The following is a 24,632-nucleotide window of genomic DNA, read 5'->3' on the forward strand; positions in this document are numbered from 1 at the left end:
CAGGAAGCGAAACCGCACCCCGGCGCCGCCGCCGATGGACAGCCTTATGACGAACCAATCCCCACACGTCAACACCCACACAACAGAAAAATGACAGGCCCACCACAGGATCGGTGAACGGTGTCGTTCCGAGACGTCCCACGGCGTTCGACGCGCCTTTCTTCCCTTGCCCGTTCCGTCACAGCGGATGGCCGGAGTAGGGACACAGGGCATCCGACAGGGAACGACGCCGTCACGGTTCGGCGGATCGCCCGGTTCCTTTCACCGGCAAATACGTCACGGGCAGGAACCTCGCTCACAGCAGCGGCGCCTCATTCTCGACATCCTGCCTCACGACATGCTTGGTCGGTCCAAGCCCGCTCGGGGTGCCTGGCCACGACACCAAGGACTTCTGCGTGACGCGTGGGCGCCTCAAGATCGCGAAGCAGGATCAGGGTTACGCGGAACGCGAGACCGTCCGGGACGATCGGGGCATCGATCCGCCCCTGGCCCGGCTCGGTGCCGATGCCACCCGGATCGATCGCCGCGAGGTCAACCTGCGCTGGCTCTGCGCCAGCGCTCTCACCGGCTTCACGGGCGCGGGCCTCATCGGCGGCGCGATCTTCGTCTCCCTCCAGGGAGACGTCTCCTTTGCGGCGATCCCTGAGCGCGTCCCCGTGGTGGTCCGCCAATCCACCGACGAGGCCGGCATCAACCTCTCGCGCAAAGGCGACCGCCTGGTGCGCAACCTGATGATCGCCTCGGCCAAGCAGACCTTCCGCACGCCGGTGACGGTCCGTCTGGCGGACCGGGAGATCATCAAGGTCCGGCCGTTCATGCGGATCACCAGTGCGCTCTCCATGACCACCGGTGTGTTCGCGCCCGAGGTGCCGCGCTTCGACCCGATGAAGTTCATCTCCGACGAGCCGGCCGAGCGCGCGGCGGACCCCACCGTCGCCGACAGTCCGGGCGCCGAGGTCTCCGTGATCAAGCGCGATCTCGTGGGCCTCACCGTGGAGCCCGGCGCGCCGGCGCTCACCGACGACGACGTCACCGCACAGGTCGCCGAGGAAAAGCGCCTCGCCGACGAGGCCGGCCGGCGCGCCACCATCCCCCTGGCGCCGCAGATGATGCTGTCGCGCACCCTGCAGCAGGCCGGGCCCGGCCCGGACTTCGACGCCGCCACCCGGTCGCAGGGCGAGGCGAGCCCCTTCAAGTCGATCGACGTCCTCGTGGTGCCCGAGAACGTCACCCGGCTCGCCAAGACCGAGATCCGCAGCGGCGACCACCCCCTGGTGGACGAGCGCGATCTCGCGATCAAACGCGGCGAAACCCTCGACTCGGTCCTCAAGGCCACCGGCAGCGCCACGGACGCGCAGGTGCGCGCCATCCTGTCTGCGTTGGGGGGCAAGGCCCGCACCGGAGACCTGCCCGAGGGCCAGCAGTTCCGGCTGCAGGTCGCCCCCGGCCCCAAGCCCGGCGATCCGCGACAGATCACACGGGTCATCCTCTACGGCGAGAACGGCGTCGAGGCGATCGCGGCGATGACCGACCGCGGCGTCTTCGTCTCGGTGGCGCCGCCCACCCAGGACGCGCCGGCGCGCAAGGGCCCGGCCGCCGTGGAGGCCGAGGGCGAGGAGGAGGACGGCGGTTCCGGCCCGCGTCTCTACCAGAGCCTCTACGAGACCGCCGCCCGGCACGAGTTGCCGCGCAGTGCGGTGGAGGACCTCGTGCGGATCTTCGGCTACGACGTCGACTTCCAGCGCCGCATCTCGTCGGGCGACGCCCTCGACGTCTTCTACGGCTACGACGAGGAGGCCGGCCCGGCCACGGCCGAGCGGCCGGACCTGCTCTATGCCGCCCTCACCCTCAACGGCGAGGCGCGCCGGGTCTACCGGTTCCAGTCGCCGGACGACGGGACGATCGACTACCTCGACGACCAGGGCCGGTCGCTCAAGAAGTTCCTCATCCGCAAGCCCATCGCCGACGGCATCATGCGCTCGGGCTACGGCTACCGGCGCCACCCCGTCCTCGGCTACGCCAAGATGCACACGGGCGTGGATTGGTCCAACCCGATCGGCACGCCCATCGTGGCGGCCGGCAACGGCACGGTCATCAAGGCGGAATGGGATTCCGGCTACGGGCGCCGGGTCGAGGTCCAGCACATCAACGGCTATGTCACCACCTACAACCACATGTCGCGCTTCGCCCGCGGCGTCTCGGCCGGGGCCAAGGTCCGCCAGGGCCAGGTGATCGGATACGTGGGCTCCACCGGCCTCTCCACCGGCGCGCACCTGCACTACGAGGTCATCATCAACGGCCATTTCGTGGATCCGATGAAGATCCGCGTGCCGCGCGGGCGCGAGCTCGACGGGCGCCTGCTGGCCGAGTTCCGCCGCCAGCGCGAGCAGATCGACGGCGTGATGCTGAAGGGCCGCAACGGCACGGCGGTGGCCCAGCGCGAACCGATGCGCTGACCCCACCTCATCCCATGTCGGTCGATCACGGCGTGGTGCGAACATGGGCTTCGCTCAGGCGCCCCCCGGGCTCGCCGATACGGTTCCCACTCGATTCGGGCGGTAACCGTATCAGCCGAATCCGACTTGGGCGCGCACGTCGCAGGCCGTCCAGCCGGCCGCCCTGAGATCGGCCAGCGATTCCGATCCCTTCGACTTGGCGAGCTTGTCGCCCTTCCCGTCGCGCACGAGGGCGTGGTGGTGATAGCGGGGACGGTCCAATCCGAGGAGGGCTTGGAGCAGGACGTGGATGTCGGTGGCGGCGAGCAGATCGGCTCCCCGCACCACATGGGTGACCGCCTGGGCATCGTCGTCGATCACCACCGCCAGGTGATAACTCGCCGGCACGTCGCGGCGGCCGATCACGACATCGCCCCAGCGGTGCGGTTCTGCGATGCGACAGCCGGTGTCGCCGAAGGCGTCGAACGTCGTCCAGCGATGCGGGCCGGGAGCGGCGGCGCGGGCGCGCTCACCGTGCAGGCGCCAGAGCGGAAGCGCCCCGGCACCGCGGCGCACGGCGATCTCCGCGTTCGTCAGATCGCGGCAGGAACCGGGATAGTGGGGGACGCCGTCGGGATCACGCGGCCAGGGCCGACCGGTACGCGCTTCCAGGGTCTCGACGGCCGCCGACATCGTCGCGCGCGAGCAGAAGCACGGATAGGCGAAACCACGCTCCGCCAGGGAGGCGATGGCGTCGCGATACACATCGAGACGGGACGATTGATGCAGGACAGGGCGCTCGAAGCGCAGCCCGAGCCAAATGAGATCCGCCTCGATGGCGGCGATCAGGTCGGGGCGCGAGCGCACGGGATCGAGGTCTTCGATCCTCAGCAGGATGCGGCCACCCATTCGAGCGGCCAAGTCAGCATTGAGGCAGGCCGAATGGGCATGACCGAGATGAAGGCGCCCGTTGGGGCTTGGCGCGAACCGGAAGACGGGTGTGGTCACGCTCGATCAGCGACAGAACACGTCACCCTCTGCGGAACCCGGCCGGCAGAGCGCCGGCCGAGTTCCAAACGCTTCAGCGGTCGCCGGCGCCCGAGAGCAGCTTCTCGATCTGCGAGAGACCGTTCTCACGGGCCTTGGCCTCGGTCGGCTGGCTGCGGTCGGACCGCTGCACCAGCTTGCCGTTCTTGCGGATCAACCACTGGTAGACGCCACCCGGGTTCGCGGGGGGCTGGATCTCCAGGGAGTACGGATGGGTGTTGGTCATTGTATCGCTCATTCCTCCGATATGGCACGGGCGGAGGGATTTCGCCACCCGCCGCGACCAAGAGAACTGAGCAAGAGCAGCATCCCGGCCCTCCCCGCCCGGTCGTCGGCGTGCCGGAGGCGGCGTTTCGTCAGCCGCCGACCCGGCGCAGGCAGGCCGTCTGACCGGTGACGCAGGCGATGCCCGGCATCGAGCAGGCCACGCCCTCCGCGCCGCGCTGGCAGACGCGGCAGCCGTCGCCCCATTCCGCGCAGCTCTCGTCCGTGGCCGGGGAGACCGCATGCGGCCGCGTGGCGGCCGGAGCGAGATGCGACAGCAGCACGCTCGCCAGGACGACCGCGGCGATGGCCAGCGCGATCATGCCGTCGCGTGCCGGTGAGGCGGAGGCGTTCTCAGATCCCATGACGTCCCAGATTCCGTGGCGCGGTGTTCGCGCGGCTGTCCGGATCTGTCAACGCGCGACCCGTGTCCTCGGGCATGGGGTTCGGGGACATGGGCTTGGGGGACATGGGCTCGGGGGACATGGGCTTCGGGACGCTTCCGGCATGGCCTCACGCCACGGCGCGACCCTCCAGCACCATCGGCAGCGCGCGCAGGTCGAGGGGCTTTGCCAGGAACCCGTCGAAGCCCGCATCGCGGGCGTCGCGTTCGTCGGCGAGGCCGGCGTTGGCGGTCAGGGCGACCACGTGCAGGCGCGGCCCTCCGGTCGCGGCCTCCCGGGCCCGGATGCGGCGGGCGGTCTCGAGCCCGTCGAGGCCGGGCATGCGGATGTCGATCAGGGCGAGGTCGAAACGATCCTCTCCTTGGGGGACTTCCGGGTTGGCGGGGCTCTCCAGCAGGGACAGGGCCTCCCAGCCGTCGCGGGCGAGGACGACGCGGGCGCCGAGCTTTTCCAGGGCGCGGGTCGCCAGGAGCGCGTTGATCGGGTTGTCCTCGGCCAGGAGCACGCGCAGGCGCCGGGTCGCGGGCGACCGGATCGGCAGGGCGGCGGGGGAGGACAAAGGAGCCGGAACGCGGGGCGCCAGCAGGCGATCGAACAGGGAGCGCGCCCGCACCGGCTTGACGAGGTAGCCGTCGAAGCCGGCGGCCCCCGGAGCGCCGAACTCGCGCCGGTCGAACGGCGACAGGAGGATGAGGCTGCAACGCACGCCCCTGCGGCGGGCCTCGAGCGCCACCGCGCGCACCGCCACGTCACCCAGGGCACGGTCGGCGATCACCGCATCGAACGCCGTGCCGTCGAGGGCGGCGATGGCCTCCTCGGGAGTCGGCACGATCACGGCCGCGGCGCCCGACCGGGACAGACAGCGTGCCAGGAACGGCCCCTGGAACGGCGAGCCGGCCACGATCAGGACGTGACGGCCCGCCAACGATACCGGGACGGCGGGGGCGCCGTCGCCCGGGGCCAGGGGCAGGACGACCTCGAAGGTGCTGCCGCTGCCGAGGATCGAGGTCGCCGCGATGCGCCCTTCCATGAGGTCGACGAGGCGCCGGGTGATGGCGAGACCGAGGCCGGTGCCCTCGTGGCGCCGGCTGGCGCTGCTGTCCTCCTGCTCGAACTCCTCGAACAGGGCCGGAATGCGGTCCTGCGGGATGCCCGACCCGGTATCGCGGACGCGCACCACCACCCCCTCCGGCGACGTCGCGATCTCGACGCCGACACCGCCCTGGGCCGTGAACTTGACGGCGTTGCCGGCGAGGTTGGTGAGGATCTGGCGCACCCGGTCGGCATCGCCCACCACCGTGGCGGGCAGGTCGTCGGCGAGGTCGAGGGCGATCTCGATGCCCTTGTCCTGCGCCCGCGGGGCGAGGAGCTCGACCACGCCCTCGGCCAGGGCACAGAGGTCGAAGGGCTCCGCGGCCAGGTCGAGCCGGCCGGCCTCGATGCGCGAGAAGTCGAGGATGCCGTCGATGAGCGAGAGCAGGGCCTTGCCGGAGGTGCGCACGGCCTCGACGTAGGTGCGCTGCTCGGCATCGAGGCCGGTGTCGAGCACGAGGTCGGCCATCCCGAGAATCCCGTTCAGCGGCGTGCGGAACTCGTGGCTGACCGTGGCGAGGAAACGCGACTTGGCGACGCTGGCGGCCTCGGCCCGGCTTAGGGCCTCGTCCAGGGAACGGGCCGCCTCGACGCGGGCGGTGACGTCGGACCCGGCGCGCAGCCATTGCACCTGGCCCTGCGCGTCGCTCACCGGCATCTCGATGAAGGAGAACCACCGCGCCGGCCCTGAGACCGGCCTGACCTGCACCTCGATCCGGCGCACGCCGTCGGCGCGGTCCTCGGTCGGTCCCTGCGCCACCACCGGCAGGATGGTCGTGGAGCCGACGAGGTCGATCGGCGCCCGCCCCAGGAGCCGCGCGAAGCCGTCGCTGGCGAAGGTGATGCGCCCCTGCGCGTCGCGCTGCACGACGACGTCGGTGGTCGCCTCGACCAGCGCCCGGTAGCGTTCCTCGCTCTCCGAGAGCTGCCAGATCCGATCCTCGAGATGCTCGACCTCCGAGACTTCCCCGGCGGCCGCGGACCGGCGGCGCCCGACGGCCGCGACGGCGGCCGCCCCCGTGAGCCCCGCCAGCAGGCAGGCGACGACCTCGATCCAGACCATCTCGCCTCCCCCGGCGTCGCCGCTGCCGCGGGCGATGGTGGCGAAGAAGCGTGAAGGACGCCTTTACCGCCCGGCGCCCGGATCGCCGGCCGGGTCGGGCGCCGCTTCACGGGCCGGTCGCGATGGTGTAGCGCGAGCGATCGAAGACGAGCCCGGCGCCCGCGAGCCCGCTCCCGACGGGATGTCCCCGACCGGGATGTCCCCGGGCCGGCCGGCAGCCTTCCGCGCGGACACCGACCGCCAGACGCATTCCGAGACGTGACGCCATGACCGAGACGACTTCGCCCACGACCCGCATCGATGCCACCTTCGCCCGGTGCCGGGCGGAGGGGCGGGCCGCCCTCGTCACCTACGTCATGGCCGGCGACCCCGATGCGGAGACCTCCCTGCGGATCCTCGAGGCCCTGCCGGGTGCGGGCGCCGACATCGTCGAGTTCGGGCTTCCCTTCACCGACCCGATGGCCGACGGCCCCGCGATCCAGGCCGCCGCCCTGCGCGCCCTCAAGGGCGGCCAGGGCGTGGTGGCGACCCTCGACCTCGTGCGCCGGTTCCGGGCCGGGAATGCGGGCACGCCGGTGATCCTGATGGGCTACTACAACCCGATCCACGCCTACGGCGTCGACCGCTTCCTCGACGATGCGGTGGCGGCGGGCATCGACGGCCTCATCGTGGTCGACCTGCCGCCGGAGGAGGACGACGAGCTGTGCCTGCCGGCGCTGGCCAAGGGCCTGGCCTTCATCCGCCTCGCCACGCCCACCACCGACGCGCGGCGCCTGCCGGCGGTCCTCGCGAACACCGCCGGTTTCGTCTACTACGTGTCGATCACCGGCATCACCGGGACCGCGACCCCGGACTTCGGCCGGGTGGCCGAGGCGGTGTCGCGCATCCGCCTTCACACCGACCTGCCCATCGTGGTGGGCTTCGGCGTCAGGACGGGGGCCGATGCGGCCGCGATCGCCAGGGGGGCGGACGGCGTCGTGGTCGGTTCGGCGCTGGTGGACGCGCTGCATCGCTCGCTCGACGCGCAGGGTGCGGCCGGGTCCGGCACCGTCGAGGCGGTGAGCGGCCTCGTGCGCGATTTGGCCGCCGGCATCCGGGAGGCGGCCGGCACCCGGGCCTGAGCCCCGCCGGCAACCTGCGAACGGGCCCTTCGTCGACCCGAGCCTTGAACGACGGGTCGCGCGCACCGAAGTCGCGTTGAGAGGAACGGCGTCTGGATGATGGTGGAACCGATGAACTGGATCTCTGAGGTCGTCCGGCCCAGGATCAAGACGCTGTTCAAGCGCGAGACGCCCGAGAACCTCTGGATCAAATGTCCGGACACCGGCCAGATGGTCTTCCACAAGGAGGTCGAGGGGAACCTGTGGGTCATCCCCGGCTCCGAGCATCACCTGAAGATGAGCGCCCAGGCGCGCCTCAAGATGATGTTCGACGAGGGCACCTGGATCGACGTGCCCCTGCCCGAGGTGGCGGCCGATCCGCTCCGGTTCCGCGACGAGAAACGCTACGTCGACCGGCTGCGGGAGGCGCGCGCCAAGACCGGCATGACCGACGCGTTCAAGATCGGGTTCGGCCGGGTCGGCGGTCTGCCCATGACCCTGGCGGTCCAGGATTTCGCCTTCATGGCCGGCTCCCTCGGCATGGCCGCCGGCGAGGCCTTCATCCGCGGGGCCGAGACGGCGCTCGACAAGCGCACCCCCTTCGTCCTGTTCTCGGCCTCGGGCGGCGCGCGCATGCAGGAGGGCATCCTCTCGCTGATGCAGATGCCGCGCACCACCGTGGCGATCCGCCGGCTCAACGCCGCCAAGCTGCCCTACGTGGTGGTGCTGACGAACCCGACCACGGGCGGCGTCACCGCCTCCTTCGCGATGCTGGGCGACGTCCATCTCGCCGAGCCGGGGGCCCTGATCTGCTTTGCCGGCCCCCGCGTGATCGAGCAGACGATCCGCGAGAAGCTGCCCGACGGCTTCCAGCGCTCGGAGTACCTCCTGGCCCGCGGCATGGTGGACCAGGTCGTCCATCGCCACGCCCTCAAGGAGACCGTGGTGCGCCTGTGCGGCCTGCTGATGGACCAGCGTGCCGACGCCGGCTCGCCCCGGCCCGCCCCGCAACAGCCTTCCGTGGCCGAACCGGCCTGACCCCGACGACGCAAGCGGCCTCCTATGGATTCCTCCGCCATGGATTCCTCCGACGCGCTCATGGCGCGCTTCCTCGCCCTGCATCCGCGCACCATCGACCTGTCCCTGGGGCGGATCGAACGGCTCCTGGCGCGGCTCGACCATCCCGAGCGGCGGCTGCCGCCGGTGATCCACGTGGCCGGCACCAACGGCAAGGGATCGACCATCGCCTTCATGCGGGCGATCCTCGAGGCGGCGGGCCTGGCCGCGCACGTCTACACCTCGCCCCACCTCGTGCGGTTCCACGAGCGCATCCGCATCGGCGCCATCGGCGGCGGCCATTTCGTGCCCGAGGAGCGCCTGGCCGAGGCGCTGGCGCGCTGCGAGGCCGTGAACGCCGGGGAACCGATCACGGTGTTCGAGATCACCACGGCCGCGGCGCTGCTGCTGTTCTCGGAGGCGCCGGCCGACGTGCTGCTCCTCGAAGTCGGCCTCGGCGGCCGGGTCGACGCCACCAACGTCATCGACAAGCCCGCCTGCGCGGTGGTGACGCCGATCGGGCGCGATCACGCCGAATACCTCGGCGACACCGTCGAGGCCGTGGCCACCGAGAAGGCCGGCATCTTCAAGCGCGGCTGCCCGGCGGTGATCGCCGCGCAGGATTACGCCGAGGCGGACGCGGTCCTGTGCCGCCATGCGGACGCGGTCGGGGCGACGCCGGTGTGGGTCGGCAACCAGGACTTCTCCGTCCACGAGGAGAACGGCCGCCTCGTCTACCAGGACGAGACCGACCTGTTCGACCTGCCCCAGCCACGCCTGTCGGGGCGCCACCAGTTCACCAACGCCGCCACCGCGATCGCGGCCCTTCGCGCCGCGGGCTTCGGCGACATCGGCGTCGAGGCGGTGGAGGCGGGCCTGCGCAACGTCGAATGGCCCGGTCGCCTGCAGCGCCTCAACCGCGGCCGTCTCGCAGACCTCGCCCCGGCGGGCGCCGAACTCTGGCTCGACGGCGGCCACAACGTCGACGGGGGCCGCATCCTGGCCGCGGCGATGGCGGATCTCGGCGAGCGCAGCGACGTGCCCCTCGTGATCATCGCGGGCCTGCTCGGCACCAAGGACGCGGAGGGCTTCCTGCGCAACTTCGTCGGGCTGGCGCGCGGCCTCGTGGCCGTGCCGATCGCCGGGCAGATGGCGGCCCGCCCGGCCGAGGAGATCGCACGCATCGCCACCGACGTCGGCCTCAACGTCACGATCGCGTCGGGCGTCGAGGCGGCTCTCGAAGGGCTAGCCGACACCGCGTTCGAGAAGCCGCCGCGCATCCTGATCTGCGGATCGCTGTATCTCGCAGGCGCCGTACTGGAGGCCAACGGCACGCCGCCGACCTGAAGACTCGTCCCGGCACAGGGCGAAAGACGTCGCAACTTCACGTCCGCCAGTCGTGTGTCCTCGGCGCTACAGCTTAGCAAGCCCGGATCGATTAGCTTCCCTTCGAACGGACTTCGTTTCTGGGGACAACCGATGAAAAAGCTTCTCACCTCGCTCGCCGCCTTCACCGCGCTGACCACCGTCGCTTCGGCCGCAGACCTTCCGCGCCGCGCCGCGCCGCCGGTCTTCGTTCCGGTCCCGGTCTTCACCTGGACGGGCTTCTACTTCGGTATCAACGCCGGCTACGGCTTCGACGTCTACGACAACGTGTTCCCGAACCTCGTTCGCAGCGGCAACCTCACCGGCTTCGCCGCCGGACCGTCGCAGATCGCCTTCTCCAACAGCTCCAACGAAGGCTTCACCGGCGGTGGCCAGGTCGGCTACAACTACCAGTTCACCCCGGGCTCGGGCCTGGTGGTCGGTATCGAGGCCGACGCCCAGTACGTCGACTTCGGCCGTAACCGCACCAACTTCGTCCTGACCCCCGGCTTCGCCCCGATCGACGGCAACGTCACCTTCGTCGATCCCCGTGGCACCGCCAGCCTCGACTACTTCGGCACCGTGCGCGGCCGCATCGGTTACGCCTTCGACAAGGTCCTGTTCTACGGCACCGGCGGCTTCGCCTACGGCGCCGGCAGCAACGAGCGTTCGTTCGGCGGCTTCCGCGGCAACGACGACTTCCGCACCGGCTACGCCGCCGGCGGYGGTRTCGAGTACGCCCTYCCCACCGACTCCTTCCTGAACTTCTTCAAGTCCTCGGCCGACGCTCTTCCGATCTAACAACAACCGCAACGCCGGCGTCTACGCCTTCGACACCAACGGCGTCACCTACCGCCAGCCCGGCTTCTCCAACCGCAGCAACGGCACCGAGTTCGTCGCCGTCCGCGCCGGCCTGAACTACAAGTTCGGCTCCTACTAGGATCCGAACGCTCCCTCGCCGGCACGCCCGGCGGGGGAGGTTCGACGACAGAACGTCAAAAAGCCCGGCCTCGCGGCCGGGCTTTTTCGTTGTCAGACGACAACGCATCGGGACACCCTCCCCACGACTGGGGAGAGATGTTCCGGCGCGCCTCAGATATCGAGTTCCGCCCCGTCCGCGAAGGCGGCGCGTTCGGAGATGAAGGCGAAGCGCGCTTCGGGCTTGTTGCCCATCAGGCGCTCGACGGCGTCGCCGGTGGAGGCGCGGGCGTCCTCCAGGACCGCGACGCGCAGGAGCGTGCGCTTCCCCGGGTCCATGGTGGTCTCCTTCAGCTGCGCCGGCATCATCTCACCCAGGCCCTTGAAGCGCCCGATCTCGACCTTGGCGCCCTTGAACACGGTCTTGATCACCTGCGCCTTGTGGGCGTCGTCGCGGGCATAGGCCGTCTTGGCGCCGTGGGTCAGCCGGTAGAGCGGCGGGATCGCGAGGTAGAGGTGCCCCTTGTCGATGAGCTTGGGCATCTGCCGGTAGAAGAAGGTGATCAGCAGCGAAGCGATATGGGCGCCGTCGACGTCGGCGTCGGTCATGATGATGACCTTCTCGTAGCGCAGGTCCTCGCCCCGGTAGGCGGAGCCGGTGCCGCAGCCGAGCGCCTGGGTCAGGTCGGAGATGAGCTGGTTGGCGCCCATCTTGTCCCGGCTGGCGCTCGCCACGTTGAGGATCTTGCCCCGCAGCGGCAGGATCGCCTGGCTCGCCCGGTCCCGGGCCTGCTTGGCGGAACCGCCAGCGGAATCGCCCTCGACGATGAAGATCTCCGAGCCGGCCATGCCGGCCTTGGAGCAATCGGCGAGCTTGCCCGGCAGGCGCAGCTTGCGGGTGGCGGATTTCCGCGCGACCTCCTTCTCCTGGCGGCGGCGCAGGCGCTCCTCGGCCCGGTCGATCACCCAGTCGAGCAGCTTGTTGGCCTGGGCCGGGGAGGCGGCGAGCCAATGATCGAAGGCATCGCGGATCGCCGTCTCGACGATGCGCGAGGCCTCCACCGTGGCGAGCTTGTCCTTGGTCTGGCCTTGGAACTCCGGCTCGCGGATGAAGACGGAGAGCATCGAGGCGCAGGTAGCCATCACGTCGTCGGTGGTGACATGGGCCATGCGCTTGGCCTGGCCGACCCGCTCGGCGTGCTCGCGCAGCGCCCGCAGCAGGGCGACGCGCAGGCCGCTCTCGTGGGTGCCGCCCTCTGCGGTGGGGATGGTGTTGCAGTAAGAGGCCGAGACGCCGTCGTCCACGACCATCCAGGCCACCGCCCATTCGAGGGAGCCGTGGCCTCCCGGTTTGGCGACCTTCCCCGAGAAGATGCCGTCGGTGACGAGTTCCTTGCCCTCGAGATCGCGGGCGAGATAGTCGCGCAAGCCCCCGGGGAAACGGTGCACGGTCTCGGCCGGGACGTCGTCGATCCCCTCCAGAAGGGCGGGCGCGCAGCGCCAGCGGATCTCGACGCCGCCGAACAGATAGGCCTTGGAGCGGGCCATCCTGAACAGCCGGCGCGGGTCGAACTTCAACGCCCCGAAGATCTGCGCGTCGGGGTGGAAGCGCACCCGCGTGCCGCGCCGGTTCTGCACCCGGCCCACCGTCTCCAGGCCGCCCTGCGCGTGCCCGCGCGAAAAGGTCTGGCGGTAGAGGGTCTGGCCGCGGGCGACCTCGACCTCGAGGAGGTCGGACAGGGCGTTGACCACCGAGATGCCGACGCCGTGCAGGCCGCCGGACGTCTCGTAGACCTTGGAATCGAACTTTCCGCCGGCATGCAGCGTGGTCATGATGACCTCCAGCGCCGACTTGCCCGGAAACTTCGGGTGCGGGTCGACGGGGATGCCGCGGCCGTTGTCGGTGACCACGAGGTGGCCGCTCTCCTCCAGTTCGACCTCGATGAAGCTGGCGTGGCCCGCCACCGCCTCGTCCATCGCGTTGTCGACCACCTCGGCGAAGAGGTGGTGCAGGGCGCGCTCGTCGGTGCCGCCGATGTACATGCCCGGCCGGCGCCGGACGGGTTCCAGCCCCTCCAGCACCTCGATGGAGGAGGCGTCGTAGCCCGCTTCCGCCACGTCCTGCGGAGCCTTTATGTCCAACAGAGCCTTGCCGTCCTGCGGAGGCTTGCCGTCCTGCGGAGCTTTGGGCAACGGCGTGCGGGCGGCCGCCGGCGACCGGGCGCGCGGGGGTGCCGGAGCGAAGAGATCCACCGGCCGGCCGACGGCTTCGGCCTGGGGAGCCTGACGGGGCGTCTCACGTTGAGTCATCGCGCGACCATACTGGAACGAAACGGAAACGTGAAGCGGCGCACCCGGGGCGGGGCGGGCCGCTTCACGGTTTAGATCAGCTTGCGCCGTTTCCGTTAACGTCCTCCCGACGGCGCCTCAGCTTCCGACCCGGCCGCCCCCGCGCCGAGTGATCGCCACCACCGCCGGGCGCGGCGGCATGCCCTCGTCGAAGTCCGGCCAGCGGGTCGAGGGCGCCTCGAAGGTGGCGGGCTTGGCCTTCGGATCGTCCTCGTCGGCCTCGCCGGGGTGCTGCACGGCCACGAAGAAGGTGGTGTCGTCGGGGGTGAAATAGGGGCCGCACATCTCGGCGCCGTTGGGCACGCGGAAGAAGTGCTTGGCGGTCCCGCGTCCCGCCCCTTCGGTCTCGAGTCCCCAGATGCCGTCGTTGCGCCCGGTGCGGGAAGCGGAATTGCCGTCGGTGGCGACCCAGAGCCGCCCTTGTGAATCCACCGCGCAATTGTCGGGCATGCCGAACCAGCCGTCCTTGGTGGTGGACGAGGAGAAGGTCGCCCCCACCGCCGCGATCGCCGGATCGCCGCAGCGCACCAGGATCTCCCAGGCGAACCCGGGGGCGGCATGGTCGCCGTCGTCGGGGGTGAGTTCGACGATGTGGCCGAAGCGGTTGTCGCCGCGCGGGTTGGCGGCATTCACGTCGTCGGGCTTTCGCGAGGCATTGTTGGTGAGCATGACGTAGACCTTGCCCGTCCTGGCGTTGGCCTCGACGTCCTCGGGCCGGTCCATCTTGGTGGCGCCGAGCGCATCCGCCGCGAGGCGGGTCTGGATCAGCACGTCGGCCTGGCTGGCGAATCCGTTCTGCGGGGTCAGCGGGCCCTGGCCGAACACCAAAGGCAGCCAGGTGCCGCGTCCGTCGGCGTCGAAGCGGGCGACATGCAGCGTGCCGCGGTCGAGGATGTCGCGGTTGGCCGATGCATCGGCGGCGACCGCGTCGGCGGTGACGAACTTGTAGACGTAGTCGAAGCGCTGGTCGTCGCCCTGGTAGACCACGTAGCGGCCGGCGCTCGAGACGATGCCGGCCGCCCCCTCGTGCTTGAACCGGCCCATGGCGGTACGCTTCTTGGGCACGCTGGCGGGGTCGAAGGGGTCGATCTCCACCACCCAGCCGAAGCGGTTGGCCTCGTTGGGCTCGGCGCCCACGTCGAAGCGGGGGTCGAAGCGGCCCCAGGCGTAGGCGTTCCCGGGGATGCCGAGGCGCTTGTGGTTCCCGGCCTCCGGCGAGCCCTCGGCGAGGGTCCCGGAAAAGTAGTAGTTGATGTTCTCCTCGCAGGTGAGCCACGTCCCCCAAGGCGTTGTGCCGCCGGCACAATTGTTGATCATGCCGAGTACGGTGCGGCCGTCCGGGTCGGCGCTTGTCTTCATCCGGTCCGCGCCCGCGGCCGGGCCGGCGATCGTCATCGGCGTCGTGGCGGTGATGCGGCGGGCGTAGGCCGAATCCGGCACGACCCGCCATTTCTCGTCGACCTTCCGGACCTCGATGACCGAGCCGCCGTGGGCGGCCATCTCGATCCCGACGAGGTCGGCCGTCATCCCGGCCAGGGCGACGCTCTTGATGTCCTGCCGGCCGAGGCCGGGGAACATCAGCTCCTCGTTGGTGTACTCGTGGTTGACGACCAGCAGGCCGTGCGCCGCCGGGTCCGCCGCCCCCGGCATCGGGAAATACCCGACGAAGTCGTTGTTGTAGCCGAACTGTCGGCCCTGCGCCTCGGCCGACTGGTTGCGCGGGTCGAAGGCCGGCGCGCCGGGCAGGACCGGATCGCCCCAGCGGATCAGCACGTCGGCATCGTGCCCCTCGGCGACGTGATGGCGGTCGTCAGAGCCGGCGGCGATCTCGTTGAACGGAAACGGCGAGGCCGCCGTACCGTCCGCCGCCCGCGCGCTGCCGGCCGCGAGCGCGCGGGGCGTCACCACGGCCGCGATGGCGCCGACGCCGAGCAGCCCCCGCAGCAGGTCGCGCCGGTCGAAGCGGGCGGCCACCACGTCGCCGAAGGTGGGGTTGGGGCTGAGGTTGGTGCCGATGTCCTCGGCGTCCTCGGCCGCCTGCGAACGGGTGCGGGACGGGTCGATCATGGTCGGCTCCGTTTTGGTCGGGCCAATGGGGTCTGCGGTGGCCGGTGCGATCCTGCCGCGTATCCTGCCTGCGTGGCAGTGCGATGACGCCGCGGCGGCCATAGGCGGCATGACGGCCTGGAGAAAGACCGTGTCGAGGCAGACCGTCACGACGACCTGAAGCACCGGGAACAAAGCGCGACCGTTCGCGTCATCCCCCCAGTGGTCCGGGACCGTGAGCGGGGGATGGCATGGCACCGTCGGCAGCACTCAGCATGGCCCGTCACGACGACCTCATGCGCACGGCGGCCGCGGCCGGGCATACCTTCGCCCCGCCGGAATACGGCCAGGACGACGGCGCCGTCGGAACGCCGAGGCGCCTGCTGACCCTGTCGGCCCTCTCGGTTTCCGGCTTCATCGCGAGCTACGGCGTCTTCCTCATCCTCGGCTGATCCAGACTCCTGTCGAAGGCAGCGGCTCGACCGGCCGGCAACGACCAACCCGGATGAGGGTGCGTCCCATCGCGAGCCGGATATCACCGGGGACAAAAGGGGTCAGCCTCCGCAGACATTGGCGAAGGCTCCGAGACCGATCGGGACGGTAGGTCGTCTCGCGGCACCCCGGTGAAGCCGGGCGCCCCGTCCGTTCACGCTTTCTTACGCACCGCCGGCTTCTTCGCCGCAGGCTTGCGGGCGGTGGTGGCCTTGGGCGCCGCTTCGGCGGCCTCGGGCTTGGCAGCCTTGGCCGTAGCAGCCTTGGCCGCCGGCTTCTTCGCAGGCGCCTTCTTGGCCGGGGTCTTGGCGGGGGACGCCTTGCCGGCCGCACTTCTGGTCGCCGTCTTGCGGGCCGGGGCCTTCTTCTTGCCCCCGCCCGCCGCCTCGCGGGCGGCGATCAGTTCCAGCGCCTGGGGCAGGGCGATCTCGTCGGACGAGAGCGACTTCGGCAGGGTGGCGTTGGTGGTGCCGTCGGTGACGTAGGGGCCGTACTTGCCCGACTTCACCACGATCGCCTTACCGGTCTCGGGGTGGTCGCCGAGCGCCCGGCCGGGGTCGGAGGCGGGTCCGCGCCGGCCGCCGCCCTGCTCCTTGGCGACGATGATGTCGATGGCGCGGTTGGCGCCGATCTCCAGCACGTCGTCGTCGCGCCCGAGGTTGGCGTACATCTTCCCGTGCTGCACGTAGGGGCCGAACCGGCCGAGGTTGGCCAGGATCGGCTCGCCGCTCACCGGGTGGCGTGCCACCTCCCGTGGAAGGGATAGGAGCGCCAGGGCCTTGGCCAGATCCACCGCCGACGGGCTCAGGCCCTTGGGCAGCGACGACCGCTTGGGCTTGGCCGCATCCTTCTCGGTGGAGGCCTCGCCGAGCTGCACGAACGGGCCGAAACGCCCGTCGCGCAAAGTGACGGGCAGCCCGGTGACGGGATCGTTGCCGAGCACCCGCGTGCCCGGCTGAGCCCCGTTTTCGGAAGACCCCTCGCCCTCGCCGTCGACGGAGGCCGCCGCGAGCTGGCGGGTGTATTTGCACTCGGGGTAGTTCGAGCAGCCGACGAAGGCGCCGAACTTCCCGAGCTTGAGCGAGAGCTGCCCCGAGCCGCAGGTCGGGCAGGTGCGCGGGTTCGAGCCGTCCGCCTTCTGCGGGAAGATGTGGGCGCCGAGCAGGTCGTTGAGGGCGTCGAGCACCTCGGTGACGCGCAGTTCCTTGGTGCCGCCGATGGCGGCGGAGAAGTCGCGCCAGAAGTCGCGCAGGACCTCGCGCCAGTCGATCTCGGCGTTCGAGACCCGGTCGAGCTGGCCCTCGAGGTCGGCGGTGAAGTCGTACTCGACGTAGCGCTTGAAGAAGCTCTCGAGGAAACCCGTGACGAGGCGGCCCTTGTCCTCGGCCACCAGCCGCTTCTTGTCGATGCGCACGTACTCGCGATCGCGCAGGGTCTGCAGGATGGCGGCGTAGGTGGAGGGACGGCCGATGCCGAGCTCCTCCATCCGCTTGACGAGGCTGGCCTCGGAGAAGCGCGGCGGCGGCTCGGTGAAATGCTGGGTCGAGACGATGCGCTCGCGCTTGAGCGGGTCGCCGGCCCTCATCGGCGGCAGGCGCTTGCCGTCCTCGTCCTCCTCATCGTCCTTGCCCTCCTGGTAGAGGGTGAGGAAACCGTCGAACTTCACCACCTGGCCGGTAGCGCGCAGGTCGATCTTTCGCAGGCCCACCGACCCCACGATGTCGACGGTGGTACGCTCCAATTCGGCCGATTCCATCTGGCTCGCCACGGTGCGGGTCCAGATCAGGTCGTAGAGTCTTGCCTGTTCGGCATCGACGTACCGCGCCACGGTCTTGGGCAGGCGGCCCATGTCGGTGGGGCGCACGGCCTCGTGGGCTTCCTGCGCGTTCTTGGCCTTGGCGCTGTACTTGCGCGGAACGTTCGGCAGGTAGCGCTCGCCGTATTCCCGGCCGATGACGCGGCGCGCGTCGGCGATTGCCTCGGGCGCCATGTCGACGCCGTCGGTCCGCATGTAGGTGATGAGGCCGACCGTCTCGCCCCCGATCTCGACGCCCTCGTAGAGCTTCTGCGCCGCCCGCATGGTCTGGGCCGGGGCCATCCCGAGCTTTCGAGAGGCCTCCTGTTGCAACGTCGACGTGGTGAAGGGCGGGGAGGGGTGGCGCTTGGCCGGCTTGGCCTCGACGCTGCCGACCTGGAACGTCGCCAGTTCGAGGTCGCGCTTGAACGCCGCCGCCTCCTCGCCGGTGCCGACGTCGAGGCGCTGGATGCGCTTGCCGTCGGCGCCCACGAGGCGGGCCTCGAACACCGCGCCCTCCTGCGTCACCAGGGTGGCGACGAGGGACCAGTATTCGCGGGGCTTGAAGCTCTCGATCTCGCGCTCGCGCTCGCAGACGAGGCGCAGGGCCACCGACTGGACGCGGCCGGCGGATTTCGCGCCGGGCAGCTTGCGCCACAGCACCGGCGAGAGGTTGAAGCCGACGAGGTAGTCGAGCGCCCGGCGGGCGAGATAGGCGTCCACCAGCGCCTGGTCGATCTGGCGCGGGTTGCGCATGGCGGTGTCCACCGCCGCCTTGGTGATGGCGTTGAAGGTCACCCGCTCGACGGGCATGCCCTTGAGCGCCTTGCGCAGGTTGAGCGCCTCGACCACGTGCCACGAGATCGCCTCACCCTCGCGATCCGGATCGGTGGCGAGGATCAGCCCGTCGGCGCCCTTGAGGGCCTTCACGATCTCGGAGACGCGCTTGGAGCCGCGGTCGTCGAGCTCCCACAGCATGTGGAAGTCGGCTTCCGGATCCACCGAGCCGTCCTTGGCCGGCAGGTCGCGGATATGGCCGAACGAGGCCAGCACCTCGTAGTCGCGACCGAGATACTTGTTGATCGTCTTGGCTTTGGCCGGCGACTCGACGACGACGACTTTCATGTCGGATTCAGCCTCTCGTCATGTCGTCCCGGTCCGAGCCTTCTTCTCCGCCGAGTCGAGACTTCGGCGAATCGAAGGTCGTCAGACATGATGCGGAAGGGCGCGGCACCCTCGACGCCCGGGACCTTGCGCCGCGATGAAGTGGGTGAAGGCTTTCGCGATGTCAAATGCGCGCCGCCCCGGCCGGGGTGCGACGTGGCGGTTCCACGGCCCGTCCCGCCACGGTTCCGCGGCAGCGGACACGGGACCGATCCCGGACGTGACCGGCTTGCGGGCGCCCGGCCCCGCCTGTAGCCATCGGCGGGCCATGACCGCCCCCGCACCCGCCTTTCCCCACCGCCACCTCCTCGGCATCGAGGGCCTGAGCCGGCCCGACATCGAGGCGCTGCTGGCGCGGGCCGACGACGCCGTCGCCTTGTCGCGCCAGGTCGAGAAGAAGCGCACCACCTTGCGCGGGCGCACCCAGATCAACCTGTTCTTCGAGCCCTCGACGCGCACGCAGTCGTCGTTCGAACTCGCCGGCAAGCGCCTGGGCGCCGACGTCATGAACATGTCGGTGGCCTCGTCCTCGGTGAAGAAGGGCGAGACACTGATCGACACCGCCGCGACCCTGAACGCCATGCACCCCGACATCATCGTGGTGCGCCACCATGCGGCGGGCGCCGTGCATCTCCTGGCCCGCAAGGTCGATTGCGCGGTCGTCAACGCCGGCGACGGCGCCCACGAGCACCCGACCCAGGCCCTCCTCGACGCGCTCACCATCCGCCGCAACAAGGGCCGGATCGAGGGGCTGAGGATCGCGATCTGCGGCGACGTGCTGCACAGCCGGGTCGCACGCTCCAACATCATCCTGCTGCAGGCGCTCGGCGCCCGGGTGCGCGTCATCGCCCCCTCGACGCTGCTGCCCACCGGCATCGACCGCTTCGGCGTCGAGGTCTTCACCGACATGCGAAAGGGCTTGGCCGGCTGCGACATCGTGATGATGCTGCGCCTGCAGCGCGAGCGCATGAACGGCTCGTTCGTGCCAAGCGTGAAGGAGTACTTCCGCTATTTCGGCCTCGACGCCGAGAAGCTGGCGCTCGCCGCCCCCGACGCCCTGGTGATGCATCCCGGACCGATGAACCGAGGCGTCGAGATTTCCTCCGACATCGCCGACGGGGCGCAATCGCTCATCCGCGAACAGGTCGAGATGGGTGTGGCCGTGCGCATGGCGGTGCTGGAAGCGCTGGCGATGCATCTGCCGAACGGATAACGCCATGGCCCTTTTCAGCAAGACCCCACCGGTCGACGAGCGTCGCGACCTGTTCCTCACCGACGCGACCCTCGTCGATCCGGCCACCGGCCGAGAGGGGCCGGGCCACCTCCTCGTGCGCGACGGACGCATCGCGGACATCACCTGGGGCGCCGCTCCCGATGCACCGGAGGGGTTCCAAAAGATCGACTGCGCCGGCCACGTCCTCGCCCCCGGCCTCATCGACCTGCGCGCCTTCGTCGGCGAGCCCGGCGCCGAGCACCGCGAGACGCTGGCCAGCGCCAGCGCGGCGGCCGCCGCGGGCGGCGTCACCACGCTGGTGTGCATGCCCGACACCAACCCGGTGATCGACGGGCCGGCCATCGTCGACTTCGTGCTGCGCCGGGCGCGCGACACCGCCTGCGTCACCGTGCTGCCGGCGGCCGCCATCACCAAGGGCCTCGCGGGCCAGGAGATGACCGAGTTCGGCCTGCTGCAGGAGGCGGGTGCGGTGGCCTTCACCGATGGGTTGAAGGCGGTGCGCAACGCCCAGGTGATGCGCCGCGCCCTCACCTACGCCCGGGATTTCGGGGCGCTGATCATGCAGCACGTGGAGGAGCCCGACCTCGTCGGCGAGGGCGTGATGAACGAGGGCGAGATGGCCTCGCGGCTCGGGCTCATCGGCATCCCGCGCGAGGCCGAGACGGTGATGCTGGAGCGCGACATCCGCCTCGTGCGCCTCACCGGCGCGCGCTACCACGCCGCCATGATCTCCTGTGCCGATTCGGTCGAGATCGTGCGCCGCGCCAAGGAGGACGGCCTGCCCGTCACCTGCGGCGCCTCGATCAACAACCTCGTCCTCAACGAGGGCGACATCGGCCACTACCGCACCTTCTGCCGGCTCTCGCCGCCCTTGCGCCACGAGCACGACCGCCTCGCCCTGGTGGCGGCCCTCAACGCGGGCGTGGTCGACGTGATCGTCTCCGACCACAACCCGCAGGACGTGGAGACCAAGCGCCTGCCCTTCGCGGAAGCCGCCGACGGGGCGCTCGGCATCGAGACCCTGCTCGGGGCGGCATTGCGCCTCGTCCATACCGGCGACGTCGCCCTGCCGCGCCTGCTCGCCGCCCTCGCCACCGCGCCCGCGGGCCTTCTGGGGCGCGAGGCCGGGCGCCTCGCGGTCGGGGCGCCGGCCGACCTCGTGCTGATCGACCCGGACGTGCCCTACGTCCTCGACAAGCGGCGCCTGAAGTCGCGCTCCAAGAACTCGCCCTTCGACGAGGCCCGCCTGCAGGGTGCGGCCGTGATGACCTTCGTCGCCGGACGCCTCATGTTCCGGGCCGAGGAATTCGCGCCGGAAATAGGCGTACCGAGGCCGGCAGCATGACGACGGACCTGATGATGGGTATGGGTGCGATGGATGATCCCGGCTGGTTCGTACTCCTGCCTCTCCTTGTACCTCTCGTCGGACTTTTCCTCGGTTACGCCTTCGGGTCGATCCCTTTCGGATTGATCCTGACAAAGTACGCCGGGCTCGGCGATGTCCGTTCGATAGGTTCGGGCAATATCGGTGCGACGAATGTGCTGCGTACCGGCCACAAAGGACTTGCCGCTGCAACGCTGCTTCTCGACGCGTTGAAGGGCACCGTGCCCGTCCTGATCGCTATGCGATGGGGGGAAAACCCAGCGCTGGCGGCCGGGCTCGGCGCCTTCCTCGGCCACCTCTTCCCGGTGTGGCTGCGCTTCAGGGGCGGCAAGGGGGTCGCGACCTTCATCGGTTTGTTGATCGCCTTCAGCCCGCCAGCGCTCCTCGCCTTCGCAGGCGTCTGGCTCGGGCTGGCCTTCACGCTGAAATACTCTTCGCTTGCGGCGCTGGCCGCCTCCGCCGCCACCCCGATCGTCCTGTGGGCACTGGGACAGCCTTCGGTTGCGCTGCTGTTCCTTCTCCTGTGCGCGCTGCTATGGTGGAAGCACGCCCCCAACATCCGACGGTTGCTCGACGGGTCGGAGGGGCGGATCGGGCAGAAGGGCTGAGCGTCGGGCCGGCCCGTTCGGGGGCGGCCATGCAACTCACCGACCGGCAGCGGCGCGACTGGCTGCGCCTCATCCGCACCGAGGGCGTCGGCCCGCGCAGCTTCCGCACCCTGATCAACCGCTTCGGCGGCGCGGGTCAGGCCCTCGACGCCCTGCCGGGCCTGACCATGCGCGGCCTGAAGCGTGTGGTGCCGCCGACGATCGCCCAGGCCGAGGCCGAGATCGAGGCCGCCGCCCGCCTCGGCGTCAGCCTCGTCGCCATGGGGGAGGAGGCGTATCCCAAGCTGCTCCAGGCCGCCGATTCCGCGCCGCCCCTCCTCGCCGTGCGCGGGCAGGCGGCCATCCTCGACCGGCCCGCGGTGGCCATCGTCGGCTCGCGCAACGCCTCGGCGGCGGGTCTCGCCTTCACCGAACGCCTGTCGCGGGGGCTCGGCGAGGCCGGACTGGTGGTGGTCTCGGGCCTGGCCCGGGGCATCGACGCCCGCGCTCACAGGGCGGCGCTGAGGGACGGGACCGTGGCGGTGCTGGCGGGCGGCCACGACCGGATCTATCCGGCCGCCCACGCGCCGCTGGTGGAGGCCATCCTGGCGCAGGGCGGGGCGGTGGTGGCCGAGATGCCCATGGGCTGGGAGCCGCGCGGGCGCGACTTCCCCCGGCGCAACCGCATCATCTCGGGGCTCGCCTTCGGCACTGTGGTGGTGGAGGCGGCCCGGCGCTCGGGCTCGCTCATCACCGCACGCTTCGCCAACGAACAGGGCCGCGAGGTCTTCGCGGTGCCGGGCTCCCCCCTCGACCCGCGGGCGGAGGGCACCAACGACCTGATCCGGCAGGGGGCGACCCTGGTGGCGGAGGTGGAGCACGTCACCTGCGCCATCGCCCCCCTGATCGACCGCGGCGGCTTTGGCGAGATCGCGGACGAGGCGGGTCCCGACCTCGGCGAGTCGCCTCTGTTCTGGGACGAGCTCGATTTCGGCGACGGGCCGGGCGGCGTGCCGGCGGGAGAGGCGAGGGCCGCCGACGTCTACGCGCGCGACGACGGCCCGCCGCAGGACGAGCGCGCCCGGCTCGTCGCCTATCTCAGCCCGACCCCGATCGGCACCGACGAACTCGCCCGTGCCTCGGGCCTGGGCGTCCGCGTCGTCCAGACGATGCTGCTGGAAATGGAACTCGACGGCCGCATCGAGCGCCACGGCAGCGGGGCGGTGTCTCTGGTGGGGTGATACGGTTTCCGCTTGGATCAAGCGGGAACCGTATCACCGAGCCCGCTCGGCGCCTGAGCGAAGCCCATGTCCGCATCACGACGTGATCAACCGGAAATGGGATGAGCGCGCACACCCGCTCGACGGCATGCTCCAGAAGATCGGTCACGGGGCCTGTGTATCGCCCTCGCGGAGGCCAAACAGACCATCGTTGCGTCAGGCTCCGGAGGGGGCATCGGGGTCGAGCGCCTCTCCGGTCTCCTCCTCCACCAGCCCCCGCATCGTGTCGAGGCAGCCCTGCAGGATGTAGGCGGCGGCGAGCTGGTCCACGACCTGGCCGCGCCTGGCCCGCGAGGCATCGGCGGCGATCATCGCGCGGGTCACCGCCGCCGTGGACAGGCGCTCGTCCCAGAACAGCACCGGCAGCGGCAGCAGCGGCTTCAGGTTGCGCACGAAGGAGCGGGTGGATTGCACCCGGGGCCCCTCGCTGCCGTCCATGTTCAGCGGCAGGCCGATCACCAGCCCGCCGACCGCATGGGTCTCGCACAGGCTGCGCAGGCGGGCGACGTCGGGGGTGAACTTGACCCGGCGGATCGTCTCCAGAGGCGAGGCGATGCGGCGGCCGCCGTCGCACAGGGCGAGGCCGATGGTCTTGGTGCCCAGATCGATGCCGATGAGGCGCGAGCGCGGTGCGGCGGCGGCGAGGAAGGCGAGGATCTCGGCCTCGCTCACGACAGCAGCGTCCCGTCCGGGGCCGCGTCGTCGCCCACGAAGGTGGCGGGCAGGGGGACGGCGTCGAGCCCGAGGATGCCGCGCACCGCCGGCCCCTGCAGCCGGGCCAGCAGGTCGGCGAGGTCGGCGCCCCCGAACCGGACCGATTCGAGGTCGGCGGCCAGCACCCAGATCTCGTACTCGCCCCGCCCCGGCACCACGTCCCAGAACAGCAGCTCGCCGGCCTCGCCGCGGCCGAAGAAGCAGGCCCGGTCGACGACGCTGGCATCGTCGCCGGCCACGTCGAAGACGCCGATCTCGTGCTCGGCGCGGGCCGCGGCGACCCCGTGGGCGATCACCTCCGCCACGCTGACGAGGTCGGCGCCCTCCGCCTGGTCCGGCACCGCGATCCGGATGTGGCCGCCGGCCAGCCCCGCGCCGCAGGTCCGACAGAAGCTGCGGTAGCTCTCGGGCAGGGGGAAGCCGAGGGCGGCCTCAGCCCGGGCGAGGGCCTCGTCGTCGCAGACCACCCCGGGCCGCAGGGTGGCAAACACCGCATCCCACATCACGCACGCACTCCCGGCCAAGCGTTAACCCTGTTCACAGGTGGTTCCGGCGCGTGCGTAGCCCAGCCCATGGCGATTGCGTTAACGGTTTGTTAACCAACGACGCCAAGCCCCCCTCGACGTCACGCCCCGGAGCCCGAGCCGCCCATGCGCCCCTCACACGCTGTCGCGCCCCGTCCCCGGCGTCCCCTGCGGCTTCGGCACAAGCTGATGCTGCTCGTCGCCTTCGAGATCCTGGTGGCCGGCTTCACCCAGGCCGGCATGAAGCCCTACCGGCCGGGGGTGGCCGTGGAGCTTCCCGGCAATCCGGACCACGAGATCGTCTGACCCCGGGGTCGTC

The 24,632-nt window shown here is 70.7% G+C and carries 19 protein-coding genes and 1 pseudogene; 11 read left to right on the forward strand and 9 right to left on the reverse strand.

Translation table 11 applies throughout. The features are described 5' to 3' along the window. Positions 1-473: 473 nt before the first annotated feature. Positions 474-2,456, forward strand: coding sequence for a M23 family metallopeptidase (locus tag ASG59_RS05595; RefSeq protein ID WP_244475638.1), 1,983 nt, complete (start codon positions 474-476; stop codon positions 2,454-2,456). A gap of 111 nt (positions 2,457-2,567) precedes the next feature. Here the strand turns inward: ASG59_RS05595 and gluQRS are convergent, their stop codons facing one another. From gluQRS to ASG59_RS05615, 4 genes are all read right to left on the reverse strand, one after another. Continuing rightward, on the reverse strand, positions 2,568-3,443 hold the full coding sequence (gluQRS, locus tag ASG59_RS05600) for a tRNA glutamyl-Q(34) synthetase GluQRS (RefSeq protein WP_055885290.1): 876 nt from the start codon (positions 3,441-3,443) through the stop codon (positions 2,568-2,570). Between the two features lie 73 nt (positions 3,444-3,516). Further along, positions 3,517-3,708: a hypothetical protein gene (locus ASG59_RS05605; protein WP_055885294.1), complete on the reverse strand. Its 192-nt coding sequence runs from the start codon at positions 3,706-3,708 to the stop codon at positions 3,517-3,519. Positions 3,709-3,838: 130 nt separating this feature from the next. Then, positions 3,839-4,111 (reverse strand): hypothetical protein, encoded by a 273-nt coding sequence (locus ASG59_RS05610; RefSeq protein WP_055885297.1) that lies wholly within the window; start codon positions 4,109-4,111, stop codon positions 3,839-3,841. Positions 4,112-4,259: 148 nt separating this feature from the next. Continuing rightward, the gene (locus ASG59_RS05615) at positions 4,260-6,305 is read right to left on the reverse strand and encodes an ATP-binding protein (protein WP_056407437.1); all 2,046 of its coding nucleotides are present in this window, start codon (positions 6,303-6,305) and stop codon (positions 4,260-4,262) included. A 266-nt stretch (positions 6,306-6,571) separates the two neighbouring features. Here ASG59_RS05615 and trpA point away from each other — a divergent pair, with 266 nt between their 5' ends. From trpA to ASG59_RS05635, 4 genes and pseudogenes are all read left to right on the forward strand, one after another. Beyond that, positions 6,572-7,426 (forward strand): tryptophan synthase subunit alpha, encoded by an 855-nt coding sequence (gene trpA / locus ASG59_RS05620; protein WP_055885301.1) that lies wholly within the window; start codon positions 6,572-6,574, stop codon positions 7,424-7,426. A gap of 99 nt (positions 7,427-7,525) precedes the next feature. After that, positions 7,526-8,443 (forward strand): acetyl-CoA carboxylase, carboxyltransferase subunit beta, encoded by a 918-nt coding sequence (gene accD, locus ASG59_RS05625; RefSeq protein ID WP_056407477.1) that lies wholly within the window; start codon positions 7,526-7,528, stop codon positions 8,441-8,443. Positions 8,444-8,482: 39 nt separating this feature from the next. Then, the gene (locus ASG59_RS05630; RefSeq protein WP_055885315.1) at positions 8,483-9,808 is read left to right on the forward strand and encodes a folylpolyglutamate synthase/dihydrofolate synthase family protein; all 1,326 of its coding nucleotides are present in this window, start codon (positions 8,483-8,485) and stop codon (positions 9,806-9,808) included. Positions 9,809-9,940: 132 nt separating this feature from the next. Next, positions 9,941-10,609: pseudogene (locus tag ASG59_RS05635) on the forward strand (porin family protein); the annotation flags it as partial. 309 nt (positions 10,610-10,918) lie between these two features. Here ASG59_RS05635 and parE read toward each other — a convergent pair. Beyond that, on the reverse strand, positions 10,919-13,054 hold the full coding sequence (gene parE, locus ASG59_RS05640) for a DNA topoisomerase IV subunit B (RefSeq protein WP_056407439.1): 2,136 nt from the start codon (positions 13,052-13,054) through the stop codon (positions 10,919-10,921). 117 nt (positions 13,055-13,171) lie between these two features. Then, positions 13,172-15,160 (reverse strand): PhoX family phosphatase, encoded by a 1,989-nt coding sequence (locus ASG59_RS05645; RefSeq protein WP_056407441.1) that lies wholly within the window; start codon positions 15,158-15,160, stop codon positions 13,172-13,174. 230 nt (positions 15,161-15,390) lie between these two features. On the opposite strand from ASG59_RS05645, the gene ASG59_RS05650 reads away from it, so the two are divergent. Further along, a complete protein-coding gene (locus ASG59_RS05650; RefSeq protein ID WP_056407443.1) occupies positions 15,391-15,591 on the forward strand; it encodes a hypothetical protein in 201 nt (66 codons plus the stop codon). A gap of 194 nt (positions 15,592-15,785) precedes the next feature. Here the strand turns inward: ASG59_RS05650 and topA are convergent, their stop codons facing one another. Beyond that, the gene (gene topA, locus ASG59_RS05655) at positions 15,786-18,551 is read right to left on the reverse strand and encodes a type I DNA topoisomerase (RefSeq protein WP_056407446.1); all 2,766 of its coding nucleotides are present in this window, start codon (positions 18,549-18,551) and stop codon (positions 15,786-15,788) included. A 307-nt stretch (positions 18,552-18,858) separates the two neighbouring features. Here topA and ASG59_RS05660 point away from each other — a divergent pair, with 307 nt between their 5' ends. The 4 genes from ASG59_RS05660 to dprA are packed head-to-tail and all read left to right on the forward strand — an operon-like array spanning position 18,859 to position 23,036. Further along, positions 18,859-19,803, forward strand: a complete 945-nt coding sequence (locus tag ASG59_RS05660; protein ID WP_055883010.1) for an aspartate carbamoyltransferase catalytic subunit — start codon at positions 18,859-18,861, stop codon at positions 19,801-19,803. A gap of 4 nt (positions 19,804-19,807) precedes the next feature. After that, positions 19,808-21,169, forward strand: coding sequence for a dihydroorotase (locus tag ASG59_RS05665; protein ID WP_056407448.1), 1,362 nt, complete (start codon positions 19,808-19,810; stop codon positions 21,167-21,169). A gap of 29 nt (positions 21,170-21,198) precedes the next feature. Next, a complete protein-coding gene (plsY, locus tag ASG59_RS05670; RefSeq protein WP_244475639.1) occupies positions 21,199-21,816 on the forward strand; it encodes a glycerol-3-phosphate 1-O-acyltransferase PlsY in 618 nt (205 codons plus the stop codon). Positions 21,817-21,845: 29 nt separating this feature from the next. Continuing rightward, entirely contained in the window at positions 21,846-23,036 is a 1,191-nt protein-coding gene (gene dprA / locus ASG59_RS05675) for a DNA-processing protein DprA (protein ID WP_056407450.1), read from the forward strand. A gap of 195 nt (positions 23,037-23,231) precedes the next feature. On the opposite strand, the gene ruvX is transcribed toward dprA, so the two are convergent. Together ruvX and ASG59_RS05685 are read right to left on the reverse strand one after the other, a co-directional pair. Then, positions 23,232-23,747: a Holliday junction resolvase RuvX gene (gene ruvX / locus ASG59_RS05680; RefSeq protein ID WP_055882867.1), complete on the reverse strand. Its 516-nt coding sequence runs from the start codon at positions 23,745-23,747 to the stop codon at positions 23,232-23,234. Next, the gene (locus tag ASG59_RS05685; RefSeq protein ID WP_056286860.1) at positions 23,744-24,292 is read right to left on the reverse strand and encodes an SMI1/KNR4 family protein; all 549 of its coding nucleotides are present in this window, start codon (positions 24,290-24,292) and stop codon (positions 23,744-23,746) included. The genes ruvX and ASG59_RS05685 overlap by 4 nt, the downstream gene beginning before the upstream one ends. Positions 24,293-24,439: 147 nt before the next feature. Between ASG59_RS05685 and ASG59_RS19745 the strand changes: the two genes are divergently transcribed. Next, positions 24,440-24,619: a hypothetical protein gene (locus tag ASG59_RS19745; RefSeq protein ID WP_082494686.1), complete on the forward strand. Its 180-nt coding sequence runs from the start codon at positions 24,440-24,442 to the stop codon at positions 24,617-24,619. Positions 24,620-24,632 lie beyond the last annotated feature (13 nt).

It is taken from the genome of Methylobacterium sp. Leaf466 (genome assembly GCF_001425565.1).
Taxonomy (GTDB): Bacteria; Pseudomonadota; Alphaproteobacteria; order Rhizobiales; family Beijerinckiaceae; genus Methylobacterium.